Raw genomic sequence first — 18,220 nt, 5'->3', positions numbered from 1 at the left:
GCGTTGGGCGGGACCGTGCCGGGCGATCGGACCGATGCCGACATCCGCCCCGCCCGGCGCCAGGGTCTCGGCGTCCCTGGCGGCTCGATCTGGACGCGATGTCCGGCACGATCCCGATCGGCACGGCCGCCGAGCGGCCGGATCGCAGCCTCCCGCGGCACCCCCGTGCTTCCTCGCCTCACGGCCGTGGCCGAGCGGGATTCCCGATGACGGTCGCGCCCGGCGGGACATCGCGCGTCACCACGCTTCCCGCCCCGATGATCGCGTCGTCGCCGACCGTCACCCCGGGTAGGATGATGGCGCCGCCGCCGATCCACACATTCGCGCCGATCACCACCGGGCGGCCGAATTCCAGCATCTGCCGCCGCTGCGCCGGATCGCGGGGATGATCGGCCGTCAGGATCTGCACGGCCGTGCCGATCTGGGTCATGTCGCCGATGGTGACCGATACCACGTCGAGGATGCAGCATCCAAAATTCAGGAATACGCCGCGGCCCAGGCTGATGTTGTAGCCGTAGTCGCAGTGGAAGGGAGGACGGATGTTGCAGCCCGCGCCGACGCGGGCGAACGCCTCTTCCAAGAGCGCCTGCCGCTCGGGCTGGCTCCGCGTGTGCGTGGCGTTGTAGCGGTCCATCCATTCCGAGATGCGCCGGTTGTCGGCGGCCAGGTCCGGGTCGTCGGCGCAGTACAATTCGCCGGCCAGCATTTTCTGCTTCTGAGTCTTCATGGTCTCTGTCGTCATGGCGAGGATTCCCCTCCAGCCTCTTCGGCCCGCTCCCGCACGGCGAGACCGCACAGGACGTCAGCACCGGCATCTCACAACCGAACGATACGTACATATGTACACATCCTGGCCGCGTGCGCTACCGCCCGGCGGCCGTGATCCCGGATCCGAGGAGGCTCCCGTGCCCGCCGCCCAGCGTCGTTTCGACCCGGATCGCCGGGCGCGCATCATCCAGGCGAGCCTCGACGTCGTCGCCGAGTACGGCGTCGCCGGCACGACCCACCGCCGGGTCGCGGCGGCGGCCGACGTCCCGCTCGGCTCCATGACCTACCATTTCGAAAGCCTGGACGCGCTCTTGACCGAGGCGTTCACCGGGCTCGCCGACACGGTCTCGGCGCGGTTCGCCGACCGGCTCGCCGCGGCCGCGACCTTCGACGAGGCCTGCGAGGCCGTGGTCGACCTCATCGTGAGCGATGCCTGGGCGAGCCCGCGCACGATGCTGCTGAGCTATGAACTCTACGCCTTCGCGGCCCGGAACCCGCCGCTGCGCCGGGTCATGCAGGACTGGATGGCCAAGAGCCGCGCCGCCCTGGAGCGCCACTTCGCACCGGAGACCGCCAAGGCCCTCGACGCGATGATCGAGGGCCTGACGATCCACCGCTCGGTCGACCCGCAGCCGGCGGATCGGGCACAGGTGCGTGCGATCGTCCTGCGGCTGGTGCGGTAGGGCTGGGTCCATCCGTATCGCGACACGCCGCGGTGCGCGGCGGCGGGCAAGCCACGACAGGAGGTCCGCTCCCGTTCCCCGTCACCGTGAGCTGCCCGCCCGCGGCGAGCCCCGACCGAGGATTCCGGAGATGGCGCGGCACCGGAGACTTCCGGGCGGCCGCGCCATCCGCGGCCTGACCGCGCCCATGACGCATCGGGAGAAGCGCTACCTGTGACCGGGATCGGCGGTGGGCCGGCCCCGACGCGCGGCCCCCGGGCGGCCCTGGCGAGCGGCTCCCCGGTGCCAGAGCGGCCATGGTCCCGGTCCGTCCTCGGAGGTCTGCGGTGCGCGCCGCTACGTCCGGGACGATCGAACCATCCGTGGCGCTGTGCGTTTCAAGGCACCGAAAGGGAGATTGGTACAATGAAGGCGTTTCTGGCAGCGGCCGCGGTGAGCCTCGGAATCTTGGGCGTCGTCGGCCCGGTCTCGGCACAGCCGCGCCCCGATTACGACGATTACGGCGGTCGCGGTTACCGTGATCGCGGCGACTACGATTACCGCGACCGCGACCGCGGCTACCGCGATCGGGACGATTATCGGGGACGCGCCAATTACGGGTTCGACGAGCGGGAATACCTGCGCTGCAATCCGGATGTCCGCCGCGCCGTGGCCAACGGCCAGATGGAATCGGGCGCCGCCCATTACCGGGTGTTCGGGCGTCGCGAGGGCCGCCGTCTGAGCTGCTGACCGGATCGCCGGACCCCGCTCGACCGGGCGCGCCTATCGGGCGCGAGCCCGGTCGTGCAGCAGGTTGATGATCAGCGCCGTCCAGCCGGTCTGATGCGCGGCGCCGAGCCCCCTGCCGGTGTCGCCATCGAAGAATTCGTGAAACAGCAGCGGCTCCTCGGCGCCGGGCGCCGGGGCGATCGGCTCGCGGGGCCCGAGGGCGGGCCGCCGGCCGGTCTCGTCCCTGGCGAACAGGGCGATCAGCCGGTCCTCGAGGGCGTCCGCGATGGCGCTGAGCGTCAGCATCGCGCCCGAGCCCGTCGGATACTCCACCCGGAAGTCGTCGCCGTAATAGGTATGGAAGCGCCGTAGCGCCTCGACGATCAGGAAGTTCATCGGCATCCAGACAGGCCCGCGCCAGTTCGAATTGCCGCCGAACATGTTCGAGGTGGAATCGGCCGGGTCGTACCGGACCGTGAAGGAGGCGCCCAGCTCGTTGAGCACGTAGGGCGCGTCGCGGTGGACCTTCGACAGCGAGCGTATGCCGTAGGGCGAGAGAAACTCGGCCTCGTCGAGCATGCGGCGCAGCAGGGCCTTCATCCGGTGCCCGCGCAGCAGCGACAGCAGCTTGCGGTCCTTCACGCCGCCCTCGGTCCAGCGGGAGACCAGCTGGGCGAGATGGGGCCGGTTCTCCAGAACCCAGTTCAGGCGCCGGGCGAAGTCCGGCAGCCGGTGGAGCACGGAGGGCTCGATCACCTCCACGGCGAAGAGCGGGACCAGCCCGACCATGGAGCGGACCCGCAGCGGCAGCATCCCGCCGCCGGGGATGTCGACCTCGTCGTAGTAGAATTCGTCGGCCTCGTCCCACAGGCCGAAGCCGTCGCCGCCCCCTTCGCCGCCCATGTCGGTCATGGCCTCGGCGATGAGCAGGAAGTGCTCGAAAAACTTGGAGGCGGTGCTCTCGTAGACGTCGTTGTGGAGGGCAAGCTCCAGGGCGATGCGCATCATGTTGAGCGCGTACATCGCCATCCAGGCGGTGCCGTCGGCCTGGTGCACCACCCCGAAGCCCGGGGGCGGGCGCGAGCGGTCGAACACGCCGACATTGTCGAGCCCCAGGAAGCCCCCCTGGAACACGTTGCGGCCCTGCGCGTCCTTGCGGTTCACCCACCAGGAGAAGTTGATCAGGAGCTTGTGGAACACGCCTTCCAGGAAGGCGAGGTCGCCGCGCCCGCCCCGCCGGTCCCGGTCGATCTCGAACACCCGGTAGGTGGCCCAGGCATGGACCGGCGGGTTGGCGTCGCCGAACTCCCACTCGTAGGCCGGGAGCTGGCCGTTCGGGTGCATGTACCATTCGCGGGTGAGCAGCAGGAGCTGCTTCTTGGCGAAGTCCGGGTCCAGCAGGGCGAGCGGCAGGCAGTGGAAGGCGAGGTCCCAGGCGGCGAACCAGGGATATTCCCAGGTGTCAGGCATCGACAGCACGTCGGCCGCCGCGAAGTGGCGCCACTGGCCGTTGCGGCCGCCCGCGCGCCCCCGCGGCGGCGGCGGCTGGAGCGGGTCGCCCTCCAGCCAGCGCCGCACGTCGTAGCTGTAGAGCTGCTTCGACCAGATCAGGCCGGCGGCGGCCTGGCGGAAGATGGCGCGGGAATCCAGGCTCGCGATGCCGTCCTGCAATTCCTCGTAGAACGCGTCCGCCTCGGCCACCCGGCGGCGGACCAGCGACCCGTCATCGACCACCCGGGGGCGCGTGCCCGCCGACAGCCGCAGGCGGATCCGGGCGGTTTCCCCAGGCGCCAGCCGCAGCGCGTAGTGGAGGCCGAGCTTGGTGCCCGTGTCCCGGCGCACCGAAGCGGGATCGCCGCCGACGATCGCCGCGTGGAGCCCGTCCTTGAACGGCCCGGCGGCGTCCGGCTGCCCGCCGTGCCGCCGCAGGTTGGTGTCGTTCTCGCAGAACAGGAGGTCCGGCATCCCGTCGAAGGCGAGCCGGTACGGCCCGAGCCGGTCATGCGTGCAGATCACGCCCCCGTCGGGGGCGCAGGCGATCCGCGGGCGCGCCTGCCCGGCCTGCCAGGACCACGTGTTGCGGAACCAGAGCTGCGGGACGAGGTGGAGGTCGGCGGCCTCGGGCCCCCGGTTCAGCGCGGTGATCACCGCGTGAATGTCGTCGGCGTCGGCCTTGGCGTATTCCACCGTGACGTCGAAGAACCGGTTCCCGTCGAAGAGGCCCGTCTCCTCGATCTCGTATTCGGGCTGCTCCCGCCCGCGCCGCATGTTCTCGCCGACGAGGTCCTCGTACGGGAAGGCCGCCTGCGGATAGCGGTAGAGCATCTTCAGGTAGGCGTGGCTCGGGACCGCGTCGAGGTAGTGGTAGACCTCCTTCACGTCCTCGCCGTGGTTGCCCTCCTGGTTGGTCAGGCCGAACAGCCGCTCCTTGAGGATGCGGTCGCGCCCGTTCCAGAGGGCCAGGGCCAGGCAGAGGCTGCCGCGCTCGTCGCAGATCCCCGCCAGCCCGTCCTCGCCCCAGCGATAGGCGCGCGAGCGGGCGTCCTCGTGCGTCAGGGCGGCCCAGGCGTTGCCGCAGGGGCTGTAATCCTCCCGCACGGTCCCCCATTGCCGCTCGCTGAGATAGGGCCCCCAGAGCGACCACGCCCGGTCGCCCCGGCCCTGCTCGGCGATCCGGCGGCGCTCGGCCCAGCCCACCGACGCGTCCCGGGAGTCGTCACGATCCTCGGCACGATCCTCGTCCACGCGCGGCCCCATCAGCCGCGTCCCGGACGCGGTCTCGGACGGCGGGGGACGGGGGCGCGGCGGGGATGGGAGGCGGCCATCGGTCACGACGGTTTGCTGCGGATGCGCCGGCCCGATGCATCATTGACGCCATCCCGACCCGGCCGCCCGCACGGCCACCGCACGGCTCCGTGAGGGCCCGTCCGCCGGCCCCGCGGCGGGCCCGGCCCGGGACCATCCGGGCCCGCCCCGGAAAACTTGACCCTGCGCAAGGTGAGCGACAGGATCGGTCTGGATGATCTGCGACTCGACGCGCGGCGATGCACGTTGATCTGTCCGAACTCAGCGTTCGTCGGCGATCTGACCGGCCGCATCTGGGGGAACGATGACGCAATTACTGAGGGCCGGCCTGGCCGGGCTGCTGTTCATGACCGCGGCGCAGGGGCAGGAGGGCGGCGCGCCGGTGAAGATCGGCGTCGCCGCGCCCATGACCGGGCCGAACGCGGCCTTCGGCGCCCAGATCCGGAACGGCGTGAGCCAGGCGGTCGAAGACCTCAACAAGGCGGGCACGCTGAAGGGGAGGACGCTGACGGTCACGGTCGGCGACGACGCCTCCGACCCGAAGCAGGGCGTCTCGGTGGCCAACAAGTTCGCCAGCGACGGCGTGAAGATGGTCGTCGGCGACTACAATTCCGGCGTCACGATCCCGGCCTCGGACGTCTACCTCGACGCCGGCATCATCCAGATCACGCCGGCCTCCACGAGCGTGAAGTTCACCGAGCGCGGGATGTGGAACACGTTCCGCACCTGCAGCCGCGACGACCAGCAGGGCGCGGTGGCGGGCAGCTATCTGGCCGCGCACTTCCCGGGCCAGAAGATCGCCTTCGTCCACGACAAGACGCCCTACGGCAAGGGGCTGGCCGACGAGACGCTGAAGGCGTTCAGGGCCAAGGGCGGCAAGGAGGTGCTGTACGAGGGCATCAACCCGGGTGAGAAGGACTACTCTGCGCTCGTCTCCAAGATGAAGTCGGCCAATGTCGACGTCGTCTATTTCGGCGGCGTGCACACCGAGGCCGGGCTGATCATCCGGCAGATGCGCGATCAGGGCCTCGCCGCCCGCATGATGAGCGGCGACGCCATCCCCGACAAGGAATTCGTCCAGATCGCCGGTCCGGGCGCGGCCGGGACCCTGATGACCTTCGCGCCGGATGCCCGCAAGAACCCGAACGCCAAGGGCGTGGTGGCGGCCTTCAACGCCCGGGGCATCGATCCCGAGGCCTATACGCTCTACGCCTACGCGGCCGTGCAGGTCCTGGCCAAGGCGATGGCCGAGACGGGCTCCAGCGACGGGAAGGCGCTCGCCGACTGGCTGCACCAGGGCAAGCCGGTGGACACGGTGGTCGGGCCGATCGCCTACGACAGGAAGGGCGACCTCACCCGGCCCGACTACGTCATCTACGCGTGGACCAAGGGGCCGGACGGCCGGATCGACTATGCCGGGCACGAGGTGACCCCGTAGGCACGAGGTGACCCCGTAGGCCGGTCGGGGCCGGAGGCCGCCGTCTCAGCTAATTGGATGAGGGCGGCCCTCTCAACGCAGCCGCCGCGACGGCCTTATGCTCCCGCCCGACTGCGCCGCGGTCCGGAAGAGGGAGCCTTCATGTTCGATTTCAGCCAGCTCCGGTGCTTCGCCGCCGTGGCGGAGGAGCTGCATTTCGGGCGCGCGGCCGCCCGGCTGAACATGACGCAGCCGCCGCTGTCGCGGCAGATCCAGGTTCTGGAGCGCGTCCTCGACGTGCAGCTCCTGGAGCGCACCAGCCGCACCGTCCGGCTGACCGCCGCCGGCCGCAGCTTCCTGCCCGAGGCGCAGCGCATCCTGCGGCTGGCCGAGACCGCGACCCACGTCACCCGGCAGGTGGCGGCGGGGCGCGCGGGCGTCCTCAAGTTCGGCTTCACGGCGGCCTCGGCCTACGACTTCCTGCCGCGCCTCGTCACCGCGTTGCGGCGGGCGCTGCCGGACGTGACGCTCGCGTTGCGCGAGATGGTCAGCAAGGATCAGATCGAGGAACTCCTCGCCGGCCGGATCGACGCCGCGCTGGTGCGGCCGCCGGTGACGCATCCGGACCTGATCGCCGTCCGGGCGCTGGCCGAGCCCCTCGTGGTGGCCCTGCCGGCCGGGAACCCCCTGGCCCTGCGCGACGGGCTCACCCCCGCCGATCTCGGGCGCGAGCCGCTCATCGGCTACGCGCCCAACGAGGCGCGCTACTTCCACGACCTCGTCCTCGGCCTGCTCGCCGAGGCCGAGATCCAGCCCCCGATGGTCCAGCAGCTGACGCAGATCCACTCGATCCTGGCCCTCGTCCGGGCGGCGCTCGGCATCGCCCTGGTGCCGGCCGCCGCCGAGCGCCTGCGCTTCGAGGGCGTGGTGTTCCGGCCGCTCGCCCTGCCCGCCCCGCGCCCGGTGGAACTCCTCCTCGCGTGGCGGCGCGATGCGGACGCCCCGCTCATCGCCCGGCTGGTCTCGATCCTGGCCGAGATGCCCCCACCCTGACGGGGCCTCCGATTGATGCATGTTCGGCATCGATCGATCCAGTGTTTGGCTTTGACCTGGCACCGGAAGGCTGCGCGTGATGGGGCGGACGGCGCGCAGACGCCGCGACGCGTGCGCGCCCAGGGAGGATCGTGATGGACAGCCTCACCAACCGCTTCAAGGCGGCCCTCGCCGAGGGGCGCCAGCAGATCGGCCTGTGGTGCAGCCTCGCGAGCCCGATCTCCACCGAGGTGGTCGCCGGGGCCGGGTTCGACTGGCTGCTCCTCGACATGGAGCACTCGGCCAACGACCTCCGGGACATCTACGCCCAGCTCCAGGCCATGATGGAGGGCGACACGCACCCGATGGTGCGGGTGCCGAGCGACGACCCGATCACCATCAAGCGCATCCTCGATGCCGGCGCGCAGTCGCTGATGATCCCCAACATCGACGATGCCGAGCAGGCCGCCCGGGTGGTCGCGGCGACGCGCTACGCGCCCCGCGGCATCCGCGGCTTCTCGCAGGCGCCCCGCGCCGCCCGGTTCGGCCGGATCAAGGACTACCACACCCGCTGCGAGGCCGAGATCTTCGTGGCGGTGCAGGTCGAGTCCCGTCGCGCCCTCGACAATCTGGACGCGATCGCCGCCGTCGAGGGCGTGGACGGCGTGTTCATCGGGCCCGGCGACCTCTCCACCAGCCTCGGCCATGTCGGCCAGCAGGGCCACCCGGAGGTGGTCGCCACCATCGAGGCGGCGGTCGCGCGGATCGTCCGGGCCGGCAAGCATGCCGGCATCCTCACGCCGAGCGAGGAGCTGGCCCGCCGCTACATCGCCGCCGGCACCCGCTTCACCGCGGTGGGCTCCGACATGGGGCTGCTCGCCCGCGGCTCCGAGGCGCTGGCCGCCCGCTTCCGCGCCTGAACACCGCAACCGGGATCGACACGCATGAACATCGGATTCATCGGCCTCGGCATCATGGGCGCGCCCATGGCCGGACACTTGATCGCGGCGGGCCACAGCCTGTTCCTCAAGACCCGGCGCAGCGTGCCCGAAGCGCTGCTTGCCGCGGGCGGCACCGCCTGCGCCACGGCGGCCGCGGTGGCCGAGCGCGCCGACACGATCATCCTGATGCTGCCCGACACACCGGACGTGGAGCAGGTCCTGTTCGGCGCCGACGGCGTGGCCGAAGGCCTGTCCCCCGGCAAGACCGTGATCGACATGAGCTCGATCGCGCCGCTGGCCACCAAGGATTTCGCCGCCCGGATCGCCGAGCGGGGCGGCGCCTATCTCGACGCGCCGGTCTCCGGCGGCGAGGTCGGAGCGAAGAACGCCGCGCTCTCGATCATGGTCGGCGGCGAGCCGGAGGCTTTTGAGCGCGCCCGGCCGCTCTTCGAGGCGATGGGCAAGACCGTGACCCATGTCGGCCCGGTCGGCGCGGGCCAGGTCGCCAAGGTGGCCAACCAGATCATCGTCGCCCTGACGATCGAGGCGGTGGCCGAGGGGCTGCTCTTCGCCTCGAAGGCCGGCGCCGACCCCGCCAAGGTGCGGCAGGCGATCACCGGCGGGCTGGCCACCTCGCGCATCCTGGAGCTGCACGGCGCGCGGATGATCGAGCGGACCTTCGATCCCGGCTTCCGCATCGGCCTGCACCAGAAGGACCTCAACCTCGCCCTTGATGGAGCCCGGACGCTGGGCCTCAGCCTGCCCGCCACGGCTTTGGCCCAGCAGCTGTTCTCGGCCTGCGTGGCGCAGGGCGGCGCGGCCTGGGACCATTCGGCGATGGTGAAGGCGCTCGAGGCCCTGGCGAACCACGCCGTCGGCGCCGCCGCCTGATCACGCCAGAAGCCCGGACGGGCGCGTCACGGAAGGAGCCTCCGATGCAGGCCGAGATCGAAGCCCCGACCCGCCCGCCCGCCGCCGGCGACGTGCCGCGCACGATCCGCCTGAGCCCCGACGACAACGTCGCCATCGTGGTCAACGCCTTCGGGCTGCCGGCCGGCACGGTCTTCCCGGACGGGCTGGAGCTCGTCGAGTTCGTGCCGCAGGGCCACAAGGTCGCCCTCACCGACATCCCGGAGGGCGGGGCGGTCCGCCGCTACGGCGAGGTGGTGGGTCTCGCCACGCAGGCGATCCCGCGGGGCGCCTGGGTCGAGGAATCCCGCGTCGCGACGCCGGTCCCCCCCGCCCTCGACGCCCTGGAGATGGCCACCCGCGTGCCGGCCCCCCTGCCCTCGCTCGAGGGCTACACCTTCGAGGGCTACCGCAACCCGGACGGGTCGGTGGGCACCAAGAACATCCTGGCGATCTCGATCAGCGTGCAATGCGTCGCCGGCACCCTCGACGTGGCGATCCGGCGGATCAAGCAGGAGCTGCTGCCGCGCTACCCCAACGTCGACGACGTGGTCGGCCTGACCCACGCCTATGGCTGCGGCGTCGCCATCAACGCCCCCGAGGCGGTGGTGCCGATCCGGACGCTCCAGAGCCTCGCGCAGAACCCGAATTTCGGCGGCGCGGTCATGGTCGTCGGCCTCGGCTGCGAGAAGCTCGTCTCGGAGCGCCTCCTGCCCGACAACGGCGCCGCCGGCGACGGGGTGGTTCGGCTGCAGGACGAGCGCCATCACGGCTTCTCGGCCATGATCGACAGCATCCTGGCGATGGCCGAGGCGCGCCTCGCGGAGCTGAACCGCCGGACCCGCGAGACCTGCCCGGCCTCGGACCTCGTGGTCGGCCTGCAATGCGGCGGCAGCGACGCCTTCTCGGGGGTGACCGCCAACCCGGCGCTCGGCTTCGCGGCCGACCTGCTGGTGCGCTGCGGCGCCACCGTGATGTTCTCGGAGGTGACCGAGGTGCGCGACGCGATCCACCTCCTGACCCCGCGCGCCAAGACGCCGGAGGTCGCCGAGGCGCTGATCCGCGAAATGGCGTGGTACGACGCCTACCTCGCCAAGGGCGAGGCCGACCGGCGGGCCAACCCGTCGCCGGGCAACAAGAAGGGCGGCCTCAACAACATCGTCGAGAAGGCTTTGGGCTCGGTCGCCAAATCGGGCACGAGCGCGATCTCCGGGGTCCTGGCGCCGGGGGAGCGCGTCCGCGAGAAGGGCCTGATCTTCGCCGCGACCCCGGCGAGCGACTTCGTCTGCGGCACGCTGCAGCTCGCCTCGGGGATGACCGTCCAGGTCTTCTCCACCGGGCGCGGCACGCCCTACGGGCTCAGCCAGGCCCCGGTGATCAAGGTCGCGACCCGGACGGAACTCGCCGAGCGCTGGTCCGATCTGATCGACCTGGATGCCGGCCGCATCGCCACCGGCGCGGCCACGATCGAGGAGGTCGGCTGGGAGCTGTTCCACCTGATCCTCGACGTGGCGAGCGGGCGCAAGCGCCCCTGGTCCGACCGGTGGGGGCTGTTCAACGATCTGACCCTGTTCAACCCGGCGCCGATCACCTGAGGGCGGCCGGGGGGCATGCGCCCTGCGGCGTCGTCAGCGTGGCCGCGTTCTGCTAGGCAGCCGGCATTGCCATGACGCTGCCGATTCCCTCCCTCCGGACCCTGCTCTTCCGCCTGCACTGGGCGCTTGGCCTCACCGCCGGTCTCGTCCTCGCCCTGATGGGCCTGACCGGGGCGCTGATGAGCTACGAGGAGGCGCTGACCGCCTTCGCCAACCGCGACCGGCTGGAGGTCACGCCCGGCGCGCGGACGGCGCTGTCTCCCGCGACCCTCGCGGCGCGGATCGACGCGCAGGCGGGGGGGCGTATCGCCAACGTGCTGACCCTGTCGGACGATCCGCGCGCCAGCGTCCATGTCCGCTTCGCCCGCGATCCCGAGACCCGCGCGCGGCCGCCCGCCGCCTATGCCGATCCCTACGACGGCACCCTGCTCGGCCCGGTGCGGCTGGAGGGGGCCTTCACCACGGTGCGGGACCTGCACCGCTGGCTGCTGCTCCCCGGCGGGTCCAAGGGCTGGGGCCGCACGATCACGGGCGCCTGCACCCTGGCGCTGCTGGCTTTCCTCGGGACGGGTCTCTACCTGCGCTGGCCCAGGATCCATCGCTGGCGGATCTGGCTGAAGCCGGCCCTGTCGCGCCCCGGCCGGCCGCGCTGGTGGTCGCTGCACGCCGTGGTCGGGACGTGGCTGCTGCCCGTCTACCTGGTCATCGCGCTCAGCGGCCTGACATGGTCCTACCCGTCGTTCAAGGACGGCGCCACGCGGCTGCTCGCGGGCGCTCCGGACGCGGGGAAGCCTGCGCGACCGGCCGGGAGCAAGGCTGCCGGACGCCCGGTCGATGCCGGGGCCGATGGCGGCGCGGCCGTCGACCGCGCCTGGGCGGATTTCCGCGCGCGGACCGGTGACGCCGCCGGGACAGCGGTCCTGACCCTGCCGGGGGCCGACACGAAGGCGATCCGGATCCGCTGGCTGCCCAAGGGCGTCGATGCGCCGAGCGCCCGCAACGAGGAGCGCTACGATCCCCTCACGGGCGCCCTGCTGGCCTCCGAGCGCGCCACCGATGCGCCGCTGGGCCGGCGTCTCCTGGACAACATCCTGGAGGTGCATCGCGGCCGCTTCTTCGGCGATCTCGTCGCTCTGCTGTTCTGCCTCGCGGCCCTGGCCATGCCGGGTTTCGCGGCCACCGGCCTGACCCTCTACGTCCTGCGCCGCCGCGCCGGTGCCCGGCGCAGGGCCGCCGAGCCCGAGGCGCCCGCGGTGGCCGTCCGTGCGGTGAGCCCCTGAGACGGTGCCGGCATGGCCTTCGGCCGCCCCCGGCGTTCTGCGTGCGGCGAGGAGGGATCAGGGCAGCGCGCGGCCGATCGGCGGGGCGCTGTCCCGGATTGCCGCGCTCCGCGCGTGCATGACGGCGACGCGAGCCACCGCTGACGCGACGAGGCCGCCGCCTTCGCGAGGCGGCGGCCCGGCTCAGAGCCGGGCGGTGATCGTCGCCAGCACGGAGAGCGGCGCGCCGGGGAGGTTGTTGAACTGGTTGAACGGCTGCTCGATGTAGCGGCGGTCGGTCAGGTTCCGGGCATTGATCGAGAACCGGGCGTGCTCGCTGAAGTCGTAGAACACGGCCGCGTCGAGCCGGGCGTAGCCGCCCACCGAGTAGCTGTTGTTCAGGTCGCCGGCGCGGCGCCCGACATAGGTGATCCCGGCCCCGACGTTCCAGCCGAGCAGGAAGCCTTCCTGGAACTGGTAGGTGGACCAGATGCTGCCGCTGAAGGCCGGCGCCCCGACCAGCCGGTTGCCCACCGCGAAGGTGGTGTCCTTCGTGATCCGCGCGTCGAGGACGCTGATGCCGCCGATGACCTTCCAGCCGGGCAAGACCTGTCCGGCGAGGTCGGCCTCCACGCCTTGGGAGCGCTGCTGCCCGGTGATCACCGAGAAGCCCGTGTTGACCGGGTCGGCGGCCGAAACGTTGTTGCGGATGATGCGGAAGGCTGCCGTCGACAGGGTCAGGTCCGGGTTGAGATCGAGCCGGCTTCCGACCTCGTAGAGCTCGCCGGTCTCGGGACGCGGATTGACGGCGTTGTAGACGTTGTCCGTCTGCGGCTTGAACGAGGTCGCGTAGCTCGCATAGAGCGTCAGCGGCTCCACCGGCCGGTAGATCAGGCCGACCCGCGGCGAGATGCCGGACAATTGCTGCTCGGGCGGGATGGTGCGCGAGGTCGGGACGCGGCTGAAATAGTACTGGGTGCCCGTATCGTAGCGGACACCGACCAGCATCTGCAGGCCGAGACCGAGATCGATCTGGTCCTGCACGTAGAGGCCGGTCAGCGCGTTCTTCTGCTTCAGATCGGACTGGAACTGGAGGCCGACGATCGGGGATCCCGGGACCGGGTTGAGGAAGCTGACCGACGGGAAGTTCGTGCTCTGCGTCTGGTAAGCGCGCCGGTAGCCGTTCGTGTACTCGACCCCGGTGAGCACCGTGTGCCGGAAGCCGAGGAGGTCGAACTTCGCCACCATCTCGGTCTGGCTGTCGACGGCCGCGTAGGTCGAGTAGACCGCAGTCTCCCGCCGGGTCACCTGGGTGTTGCGGTTGGTGAGACCGATGGCTCGGGTGGCCAATAAATCGAAGCCGCCCCACTGCGCGTTGAGCACCTCGCGCAGGGTGATGTTGGCATTGAGGTCGTGCTCGACCTTGAGCAGGCCGAAATTGGCGCTGCCGTTGTAGCGGGAGAACGGCTCGCCGTAGTAGCGCGCGACATTGTCCAGGGGCACGCGGCCGTTCCGGGCGACGAGGCCCTCGTCGTACTGGTTGTCGACCCGGGTGAACTCGCCGAGGAACGTGACGCGCGTGTCCGGGGTCGGAGTCCACGCGAAGGCCGGGGCCACGAAGGTGCGGGCATTGTCGCGGCCGTAGAAGTTGCGGAAGGTCGGGTCCGACTGGGCGGCGAAGCTGAGCCGCCCGGACAAGCCCTCCACGCCCTCGATCGCGCTCGAGACCGAGCCCTGCACCCGCCGGAAGCCGAAGCTGCCGGCCTGCAGGTTGATGTCGCCGGACGGCATCAGCGTCGGCTGCCGGGTGACGATGTTGATCAGGCCGCCCGGATCGCCGCGCCCGTACAGGACCGAGGCCGGGCCCTTGAGCACCTCGATCCGCTCCACGTCGGCGAGATCCCGGGTCACCGAGGAGAAGTTGCCGGCCTGATTCAGGAGGACGCCATCGATGGCGTAGGTCTGGGTCCTGAAGCCGCGGATGATGAAGGTGTCGCTCCGGCCCTGGATCGTGCCCCCGGGCTGCACGCTGCTGACGTTCTGCAGCGCGTCGCTCAACCGGATGTCCTGCTGGTCGACCAGCACGTCGCGCGGCACCACCTGCACCGATTGCGGCGTGTCGCGCAGGGGCGTGTCGGTCCGGGTGGCGGTGGCCGAGCGCGTGGCCCGGTAGCCGACGACCGGTCCACCGGCCCGCTCCGCCGCTGGCCCGGTGCCGGTCACGCTGAGTTCGGAGAGGGCGACCTCGTCGGTCTCCGCCTGCGCGTGAACAGCCGTCGAAGACAGGACCAGAATGGCCGTCGCAAGTCCCGTATGGGCGAAACTCAAGTACTCGCGGAGACGGCGCGTGCCATCGACCTCGTCGATCCGCCCAGAAAGCATAGTTTACAATCGTTCTCAGGAGTGAAGCGCCAGCGCGATTCAGCACTCCTAGAATGGATCGGCCCGATCATCTCAACAGCGATGCGCATCTAGGGCGCCGGGACACGCATCCGTCGTGGGAATGTGGCTGAAATGGCACGAATCGCGGGGCGATATATTAAAACTCCTCCAGTGTGCCTACTTGTGCGTGTATACAGTTGCGGTGTTGAACCCGAATCGCGTGCGGGTTGAGGGCGCCGGCAGCAGCGGACACGACCGGCCGGCCCGCAAGAGGGGGGGATTGCGAGCCGGCCGGCGTACCGCGCGCCGGTTTCGGCGCGCGATCGGAAGCGACTGTCCTCGGCCCCGTGGGCAGCGACAGCCTCCCGTGCGCCGTCACGTCGTCCGGCGCGGACGCAGCGATCGCGCCGGGCGCGGATCAGAGGCCCGCAGGCGAACGCGCATCCGCCGGGCACGGCAGGCGGCCGTCGAGCCCGGCATGGAGGAGCTGGTGGATCTGGGTGACCGCCCCGGCGACGTCGTAATCGGGCAGCGCGGCGCGGCTCACGACGATCCCCTTCATCAGAGGCGCGAGGAGCGCGTAAAGTGCCGCCGGATCGCAAGCCGGCGTGGTGGCGAGCGCCGACAAGGTCGCCACGAACCAGTCCCGGCTCTCGGCTTCGGTCTGCACCGTCATGGCGGCGATGGCCGGATTGCGCGTCGATTCCGACCAGATTTCCACCCGCAGGGCCGCGGCTTCGCGGGTGATCGACATGAAGTAGCGGGCGATGAGGCCCAGCAACGTCCCGCGCGGGTCACTGCTGCCCTCCATCTCGGCGACCAGGAGCGTGCCGCGCTCGCGCTCACGCTCGACCAGCCCGAGGACCAGGGCCTCCTTGGATTCGAAGTAGCGGTAGAAGTTGCCCGGACTCATCGCAGCCTCGCGGGCGAGGTCCTGCATGGTGGTGCGATGAAAGCCGTTGCGCGTGAAGCAGGCTTCGGCGGCGTCGAGAATGTGCTCGCGCCGGGCGGAGGGCCCGACGCGGGCCTCCGCAAGTCCGTCCGCCGCGGCGGTCACTGCCCCGGCTGCGCGGCGACGGCCACCGGCGTGATGCGGCTCTGATCCTTGCCCAGGCTGGCGACGGTGCAGGATTGCGGTCCCTGATGCAGGTCCGCGCAGATCCGGGCCTGCCAGCCGTCCGGGCCGGCCCCGGTCCAGCCGATCAGCGCCAGCCAGGCGAGGGCCAGGACGGCGCCGAAGGTCAGGTTGGCGGGGGTGCAGACGGCGCGGAGCTGGGCGAGAGCGCCCGGGCCGCGGGCGCCGAAACGCTCGGCATCGAGATCGGACCAGCGGCCTTCGAGGGTGAGAGCCATCGTGCGCTCCTGTTGGCCTCACCTGTATAATGAACGTTCATTCTCATGTCAATGAACGTTCATTCTCGTCGAGGTCGCGCAGCGGACGAAGGACGGCCTGCCGCCGATGCTTGCGGTTCGTCGGGAGGGAGGGCGCGATCGCCGCCGGGTCTTCGACGCCGGTGCAGGGTATGCCGGAGCGGCGGTTCGGACCGGTGCGCGGGCGGGACGCCGCTCCGGGTCCCCGATCCCTCCCGCCGCGCTCCGGCGGCTCGGGATCGGGACGCGCAGATCCGGTCATGGTGGATCCGGTCATGGCGGAGCCGGGCCGGAACCCGCGATCCGCGGCCGTGTCGCGATCTCGGCGCGTCCGGGAGCCCCGTCCCGGACGCGCGAGGCCTGCCGTCAGCCGAGCACGGCCGGCTTGAGGGCGCCGGTCCGCTCGTGGAAGTCCGGGCCGTTGGTGGTCCGGGCCACGTGGCCGGCGCGGATCAGGTAGTCGCCGAAATGCTCGCCCGGTTGCCGACCCTTCGCGTAGTCGGCAAACAGCGGATCGAGGGTGCTGCGGATCTCGGAGGCCGCGACGTCCTCCTTGTAGAGCTTGCTCAGGCGCGAGCCGTCGTGGGCGGCGCCGAGATAGAGGTGGTAGCGCTCGGGGCCGCGGCCCACGAGGCCGATCTCGGAGATGAACGGCCGGGCACAGCCGTTCGGGCAGCCGGTGGAGCGGATCGTGATCTCCTCCTCGGCGAGCCCGTGGGACGCGAGGCTCTCCTCCAGCTCCGTCATCAGGTCCGGCAGGTAGCGCTCGCTCTCGGCGAGCGCCAGGCCGCAGGTCGGCAGGGCCACGCAGGCGAGCGAGTTGCGCCGCAGCGCGCCCGCGCCCCGGGTCAGGCCGTACTCGTCGACGAGCGCGTCGATCTCGGCGCGCTTCTCCGCCGGGACGTTGGCGATGATCACGTTCTGGTTGCCGGTGAGGCGGAAATCGCCCTCGTGCACCTCGGCGATCCGCCGCAGGCCCGAGAGGAATTGCGGCCCGCCCTCGATGTCCTTGATCCGGCCCGAGGGCACGTAGAGGGTGAGGTGATAGCGGCCGTCGTCGCCCTCGACCCAGCCGTAGCGGTCGCCGTTGTTGGTGAAGGTGAAGGGTTTGGGCGCGCCGAGCTTCTGGCCGATCCGCTTCTCTACCTCGGCCCGGAAGGCGTCGAGCCCGTAGCGCTCGATCGTGTACTTGAGGCGGGCGTTCTTGCGGTTCTTGCGGTTGCCCCAGTCGCGCTGGACCGTCATCACGGCCTCGGCGACCTTGAGGGCGTCCTCCGGCTTCACGAAGCCCATCACGTCGGCGGTGCGCGGGAAGGTGTCGGGCTCGCCGTGGGTCATGCCCATGCCGCCGCCCACCGTCACGTTCCAGCCCGTCACCTGGTTCTTCTTGTCCAAGATCGCGATGAAGCCGAGGTCGTGGGCGAAGATGTCGACCTCGTTGGAGGGCGGCACCGCCACGACCGTCTTGAACTTCCGCGGCAGGTAGGTCCGGCCGTAGACCGGCTCGACCTCGGCCGCGTCCTCGCCGCCGACCACGCGCTCGCCGTCGAGCCAGATCTCCCGCCACGCGCTGGTCTTGGGCAGCAGCGAGTCGGAGATGTCCTTGGCGAGCTGGTAGGCGGCCTTGTGGGCGCCTGCCTGCGCCGGGTTCGTCGCCGCCATGACGTTGCGGTTGACGTCGCCGCAGGCCGCGATCGTGTCGAGGAGCGCGCCGTCGATGGCCGCCATCGTGCGCTTCAGGTTCGACTTGATCACGCCGTGGTACTGGAAGGTCTGGCGCGTGGTCGCCCGCAGCGCCCCGCCCGCGTAGGTCCGGGCGATGTCGTCAAGGATCAGCCACTGCTTCGGGGTGATGACGCCGCCCGCGATGCGCAGGCGGATCATGAAGCTGTAGGCCTTGTCGAGCTTCTTCTTGGTCCGCTCGGGGCGCAGGTCGCGGTCGTCCTGCAGGTACATCCCGTGGAACTTCACGAGCTGCCCGTCATCCTCCGAGATCGCCCCCGTGGCGTGCTTCAGGAGGCCGTCCGCGAGCGTGCCGCGGAGATAGCCGCTGGCGATCTTGATGTGCTCGTTCGCCGCGAGCTGGGCCGCGCGGGCGGCCTCGGCATCGGTGATCGGCCGGTCGGTCGGCGGGGTCTCGTAGACGCGCTTGGCCGGGGTCGGGGTCTCGGCGGCGTCGCGGGGGCTGTGGTCGTCCATGGGGTGAATCCGTCTGTCTGAACGCGTCTCCCACCCCACGCGTCAGGGGTGGGTGCCGAGCGGAACGCGTGCCGGTTCACGGGAAGGGCGGGAGCCGCGACGGTCCCCCTCTCCCGTGCGGGAGAGGGTCGGGGAGAGGGATGCGCCCTCT

At 71.0% G+C, this 18,220-nt stretch carries 14 protein-coding genes; 8 read left to right on the top strand and 6 right to left on the bottom strand.

Annotation, left to right across the window (positions count from 1 at the left end; all coding sequences use genetic code 11):
- Positions 1 to 178: 178 nt before the first annotated feature.
- A complete protein-coding gene (locus tag A3862_RS22445) occupies positions 179 to 742 on the bottom strand; it encodes a sugar O-acetyltransferase (protein WP_043756939.1) in 564 nt (187 codons plus the stop codon).
- 163 nt (positions 743 to 905) lie between these two features.
- On the opposite strand from A3862_RS22445, the gene A3862_RS22440 reads away from it, so the two are divergent.
- On the top strand, positions 906 to 1,451 hold the full coding sequence (locus A3862_RS22440; protein ID WP_043379780.1) for a TetR/AcrR family transcriptional regulator: 546 nt from the start codon (positions 906 to 908) through the stop codon (positions 1,449 to 1,451).
- Positions 1,452 to 1,856: 405 nt separating this feature from the next.
- Complete coding sequence (locus tag A3862_RS22435) at positions 1,857 to 2,180, top strand: hypothetical protein (protein WP_043356119.1); 324 nt, start codon at positions 1,857 to 1,859, stop codon at positions 2,178 to 2,180.
- A gap of 33 nt (positions 2,181 to 2,213) precedes the next feature.
- On the opposite strand, the gene A3862_RS22430 is transcribed toward A3862_RS22435, so the two are convergent.
- Positions 2,214 to 4,916 (bottom strand): MGH1-like glycoside hydrolase domain-containing protein, encoded by a 2,703-nt coding sequence (locus A3862_RS22430; RefSeq protein ID WP_236961446.1) that lies wholly within the window; start codon positions 4,914 to 4,916, stop codon positions 2,214 to 2,216.
- 352 nt (positions 4,917 to 5,268) lie between these two features.
- Between A3862_RS22430 and A3862_RS22425 the strand changes: the two genes are divergently transcribed.
- From A3862_RS22425 to A3862_RS22400, 6 genes are all read left to right on the top strand, one after another.
- Positions 5,269 to 6,402, top strand: a complete 1,134-nt coding sequence (locus A3862_RS22425; protein ID WP_111474004.1) for a branched-chain amino acid ABC transporter substrate-binding protein — start codon at positions 5,269 to 5,271, stop codon at positions 6,400 to 6,402.
- Between the two features lie 141 nt (positions 6,403 to 6,543).
- Positions 6,544 to 7,434: a LysR family transcriptional regulator gene (locus A3862_RS22420; protein WP_043379508.1), complete on the top strand. Its 891-nt coding sequence runs from the start codon at positions 6,544 to 6,546 to the stop codon at positions 7,432 to 7,434.
- Positions 7,435 to 7,568: 134 nt separating this feature from the next.
- A complete protein-coding gene (locus tag A3862_RS22415; protein WP_043357688.1) occupies positions 7,569 to 8,333 on the top strand; it encodes an HpcH/HpaI aldolase family protein in 765 nt (254 codons plus the stop codon).
- 24 nt (positions 8,334 to 8,357) lie between these two features.
- Positions 8,358 to 9,245 carry a 2-hydroxy-3-oxopropionate reductase gene (locus A3862_RS22410; RefSeq protein ID WP_043379506.1) on the top strand — a complete coding sequence of 296 codons (888 nt, stop codon included), beginning with the start codon at positions 8,358 to 8,360 and terminating at the stop codon, positions 9,243 to 9,245.
- A 44-nt stretch (positions 9,246 to 9,289) separates the two neighbouring features.
- A complete protein-coding gene (gene garD, locus A3862_RS22405; RefSeq protein ID WP_051975940.1) occupies positions 9,290 to 10,858 on the top strand; it encodes a galactarate dehydratase in 1,569 nt (522 codons plus the stop codon).
- Between the two features lie 71 nt (positions 10,859 to 10,929).
- Positions 10,930 to 12,138, top strand: coding sequence for a PepSY-associated TM helix domain-containing protein (locus A3862_RS22400; RefSeq protein WP_043756946.1), 1,209 nt, complete (start codon positions 10,930 to 10,932; stop codon positions 12,136 to 12,138).
- Between the two features lie 183 nt (positions 12,139 to 12,321).
- Here the strand turns inward: A3862_RS22400 and A3862_RS22395 are convergent, their stop codons facing one another.
- From A3862_RS22395 to A3862_RS22380, 4 genes are all read right to left on the bottom strand, one after another.
- Positions 12,322 to 14,499 carry a TonB-dependent siderophore receptor gene (locus tag A3862_RS22395; protein ID WP_043756949.1) on the bottom strand — a complete coding sequence of 726 codons (2,178 nt, stop codon included), beginning with the start codon at positions 14,497 to 14,499 and terminating at the stop codon, positions 12,322 to 12,324.
- A gap of 418 nt (positions 14,500 to 14,917) precedes the next feature.
- Entirely contained in the window at positions 14,918 to 15,556 is a 639-nt protein-coding gene (locus A3862_RS22390; RefSeq protein WP_043756952.1) for a TetR/AcrR family transcriptional regulator, read from the bottom strand.
- The gene (locus tag A3862_RS22385; RefSeq protein WP_043756956.1) at positions 15,553 to 15,852 is read right to left on the bottom strand and encodes a hypothetical protein; all 300 of its coding nucleotides are present in this window, start codon (positions 15,850 to 15,852) and stop codon (positions 15,553 to 15,555) included. The genes A3862_RS22390 and A3862_RS22385 overlap by 4 nt, the downstream gene beginning before the upstream one ends.
- 384 nt (positions 15,853 to 16,236) lie before the next feature.
- Positions 16,237 to 18,069, bottom strand: coding sequence for an NADPH-dependent assimilatory sulfite reductase hemoprotein subunit (locus tag A3862_RS22380; RefSeq protein ID WP_043756958.1), 1,833 nt, complete (start codon positions 18,067 to 18,069; stop codon positions 16,237 to 16,239).
- Between the last annotated feature and the right edge of the window lie 151 nt (positions 18,070 to 18,220).

It is taken from the genome of Methylobacterium sp. XJLW (genome assembly GCF_003254375.1).
GTDB classification, from domain to species: Bacteria; Pseudomonadota; Alphaproteobacteria; order Rhizobiales; family Beijerinckiaceae; genus Methylobacterium; species Methylobacterium fujisawaense.
This window is presented reverse-complemented; position numbering and strand designations above follow the sequence as displayed.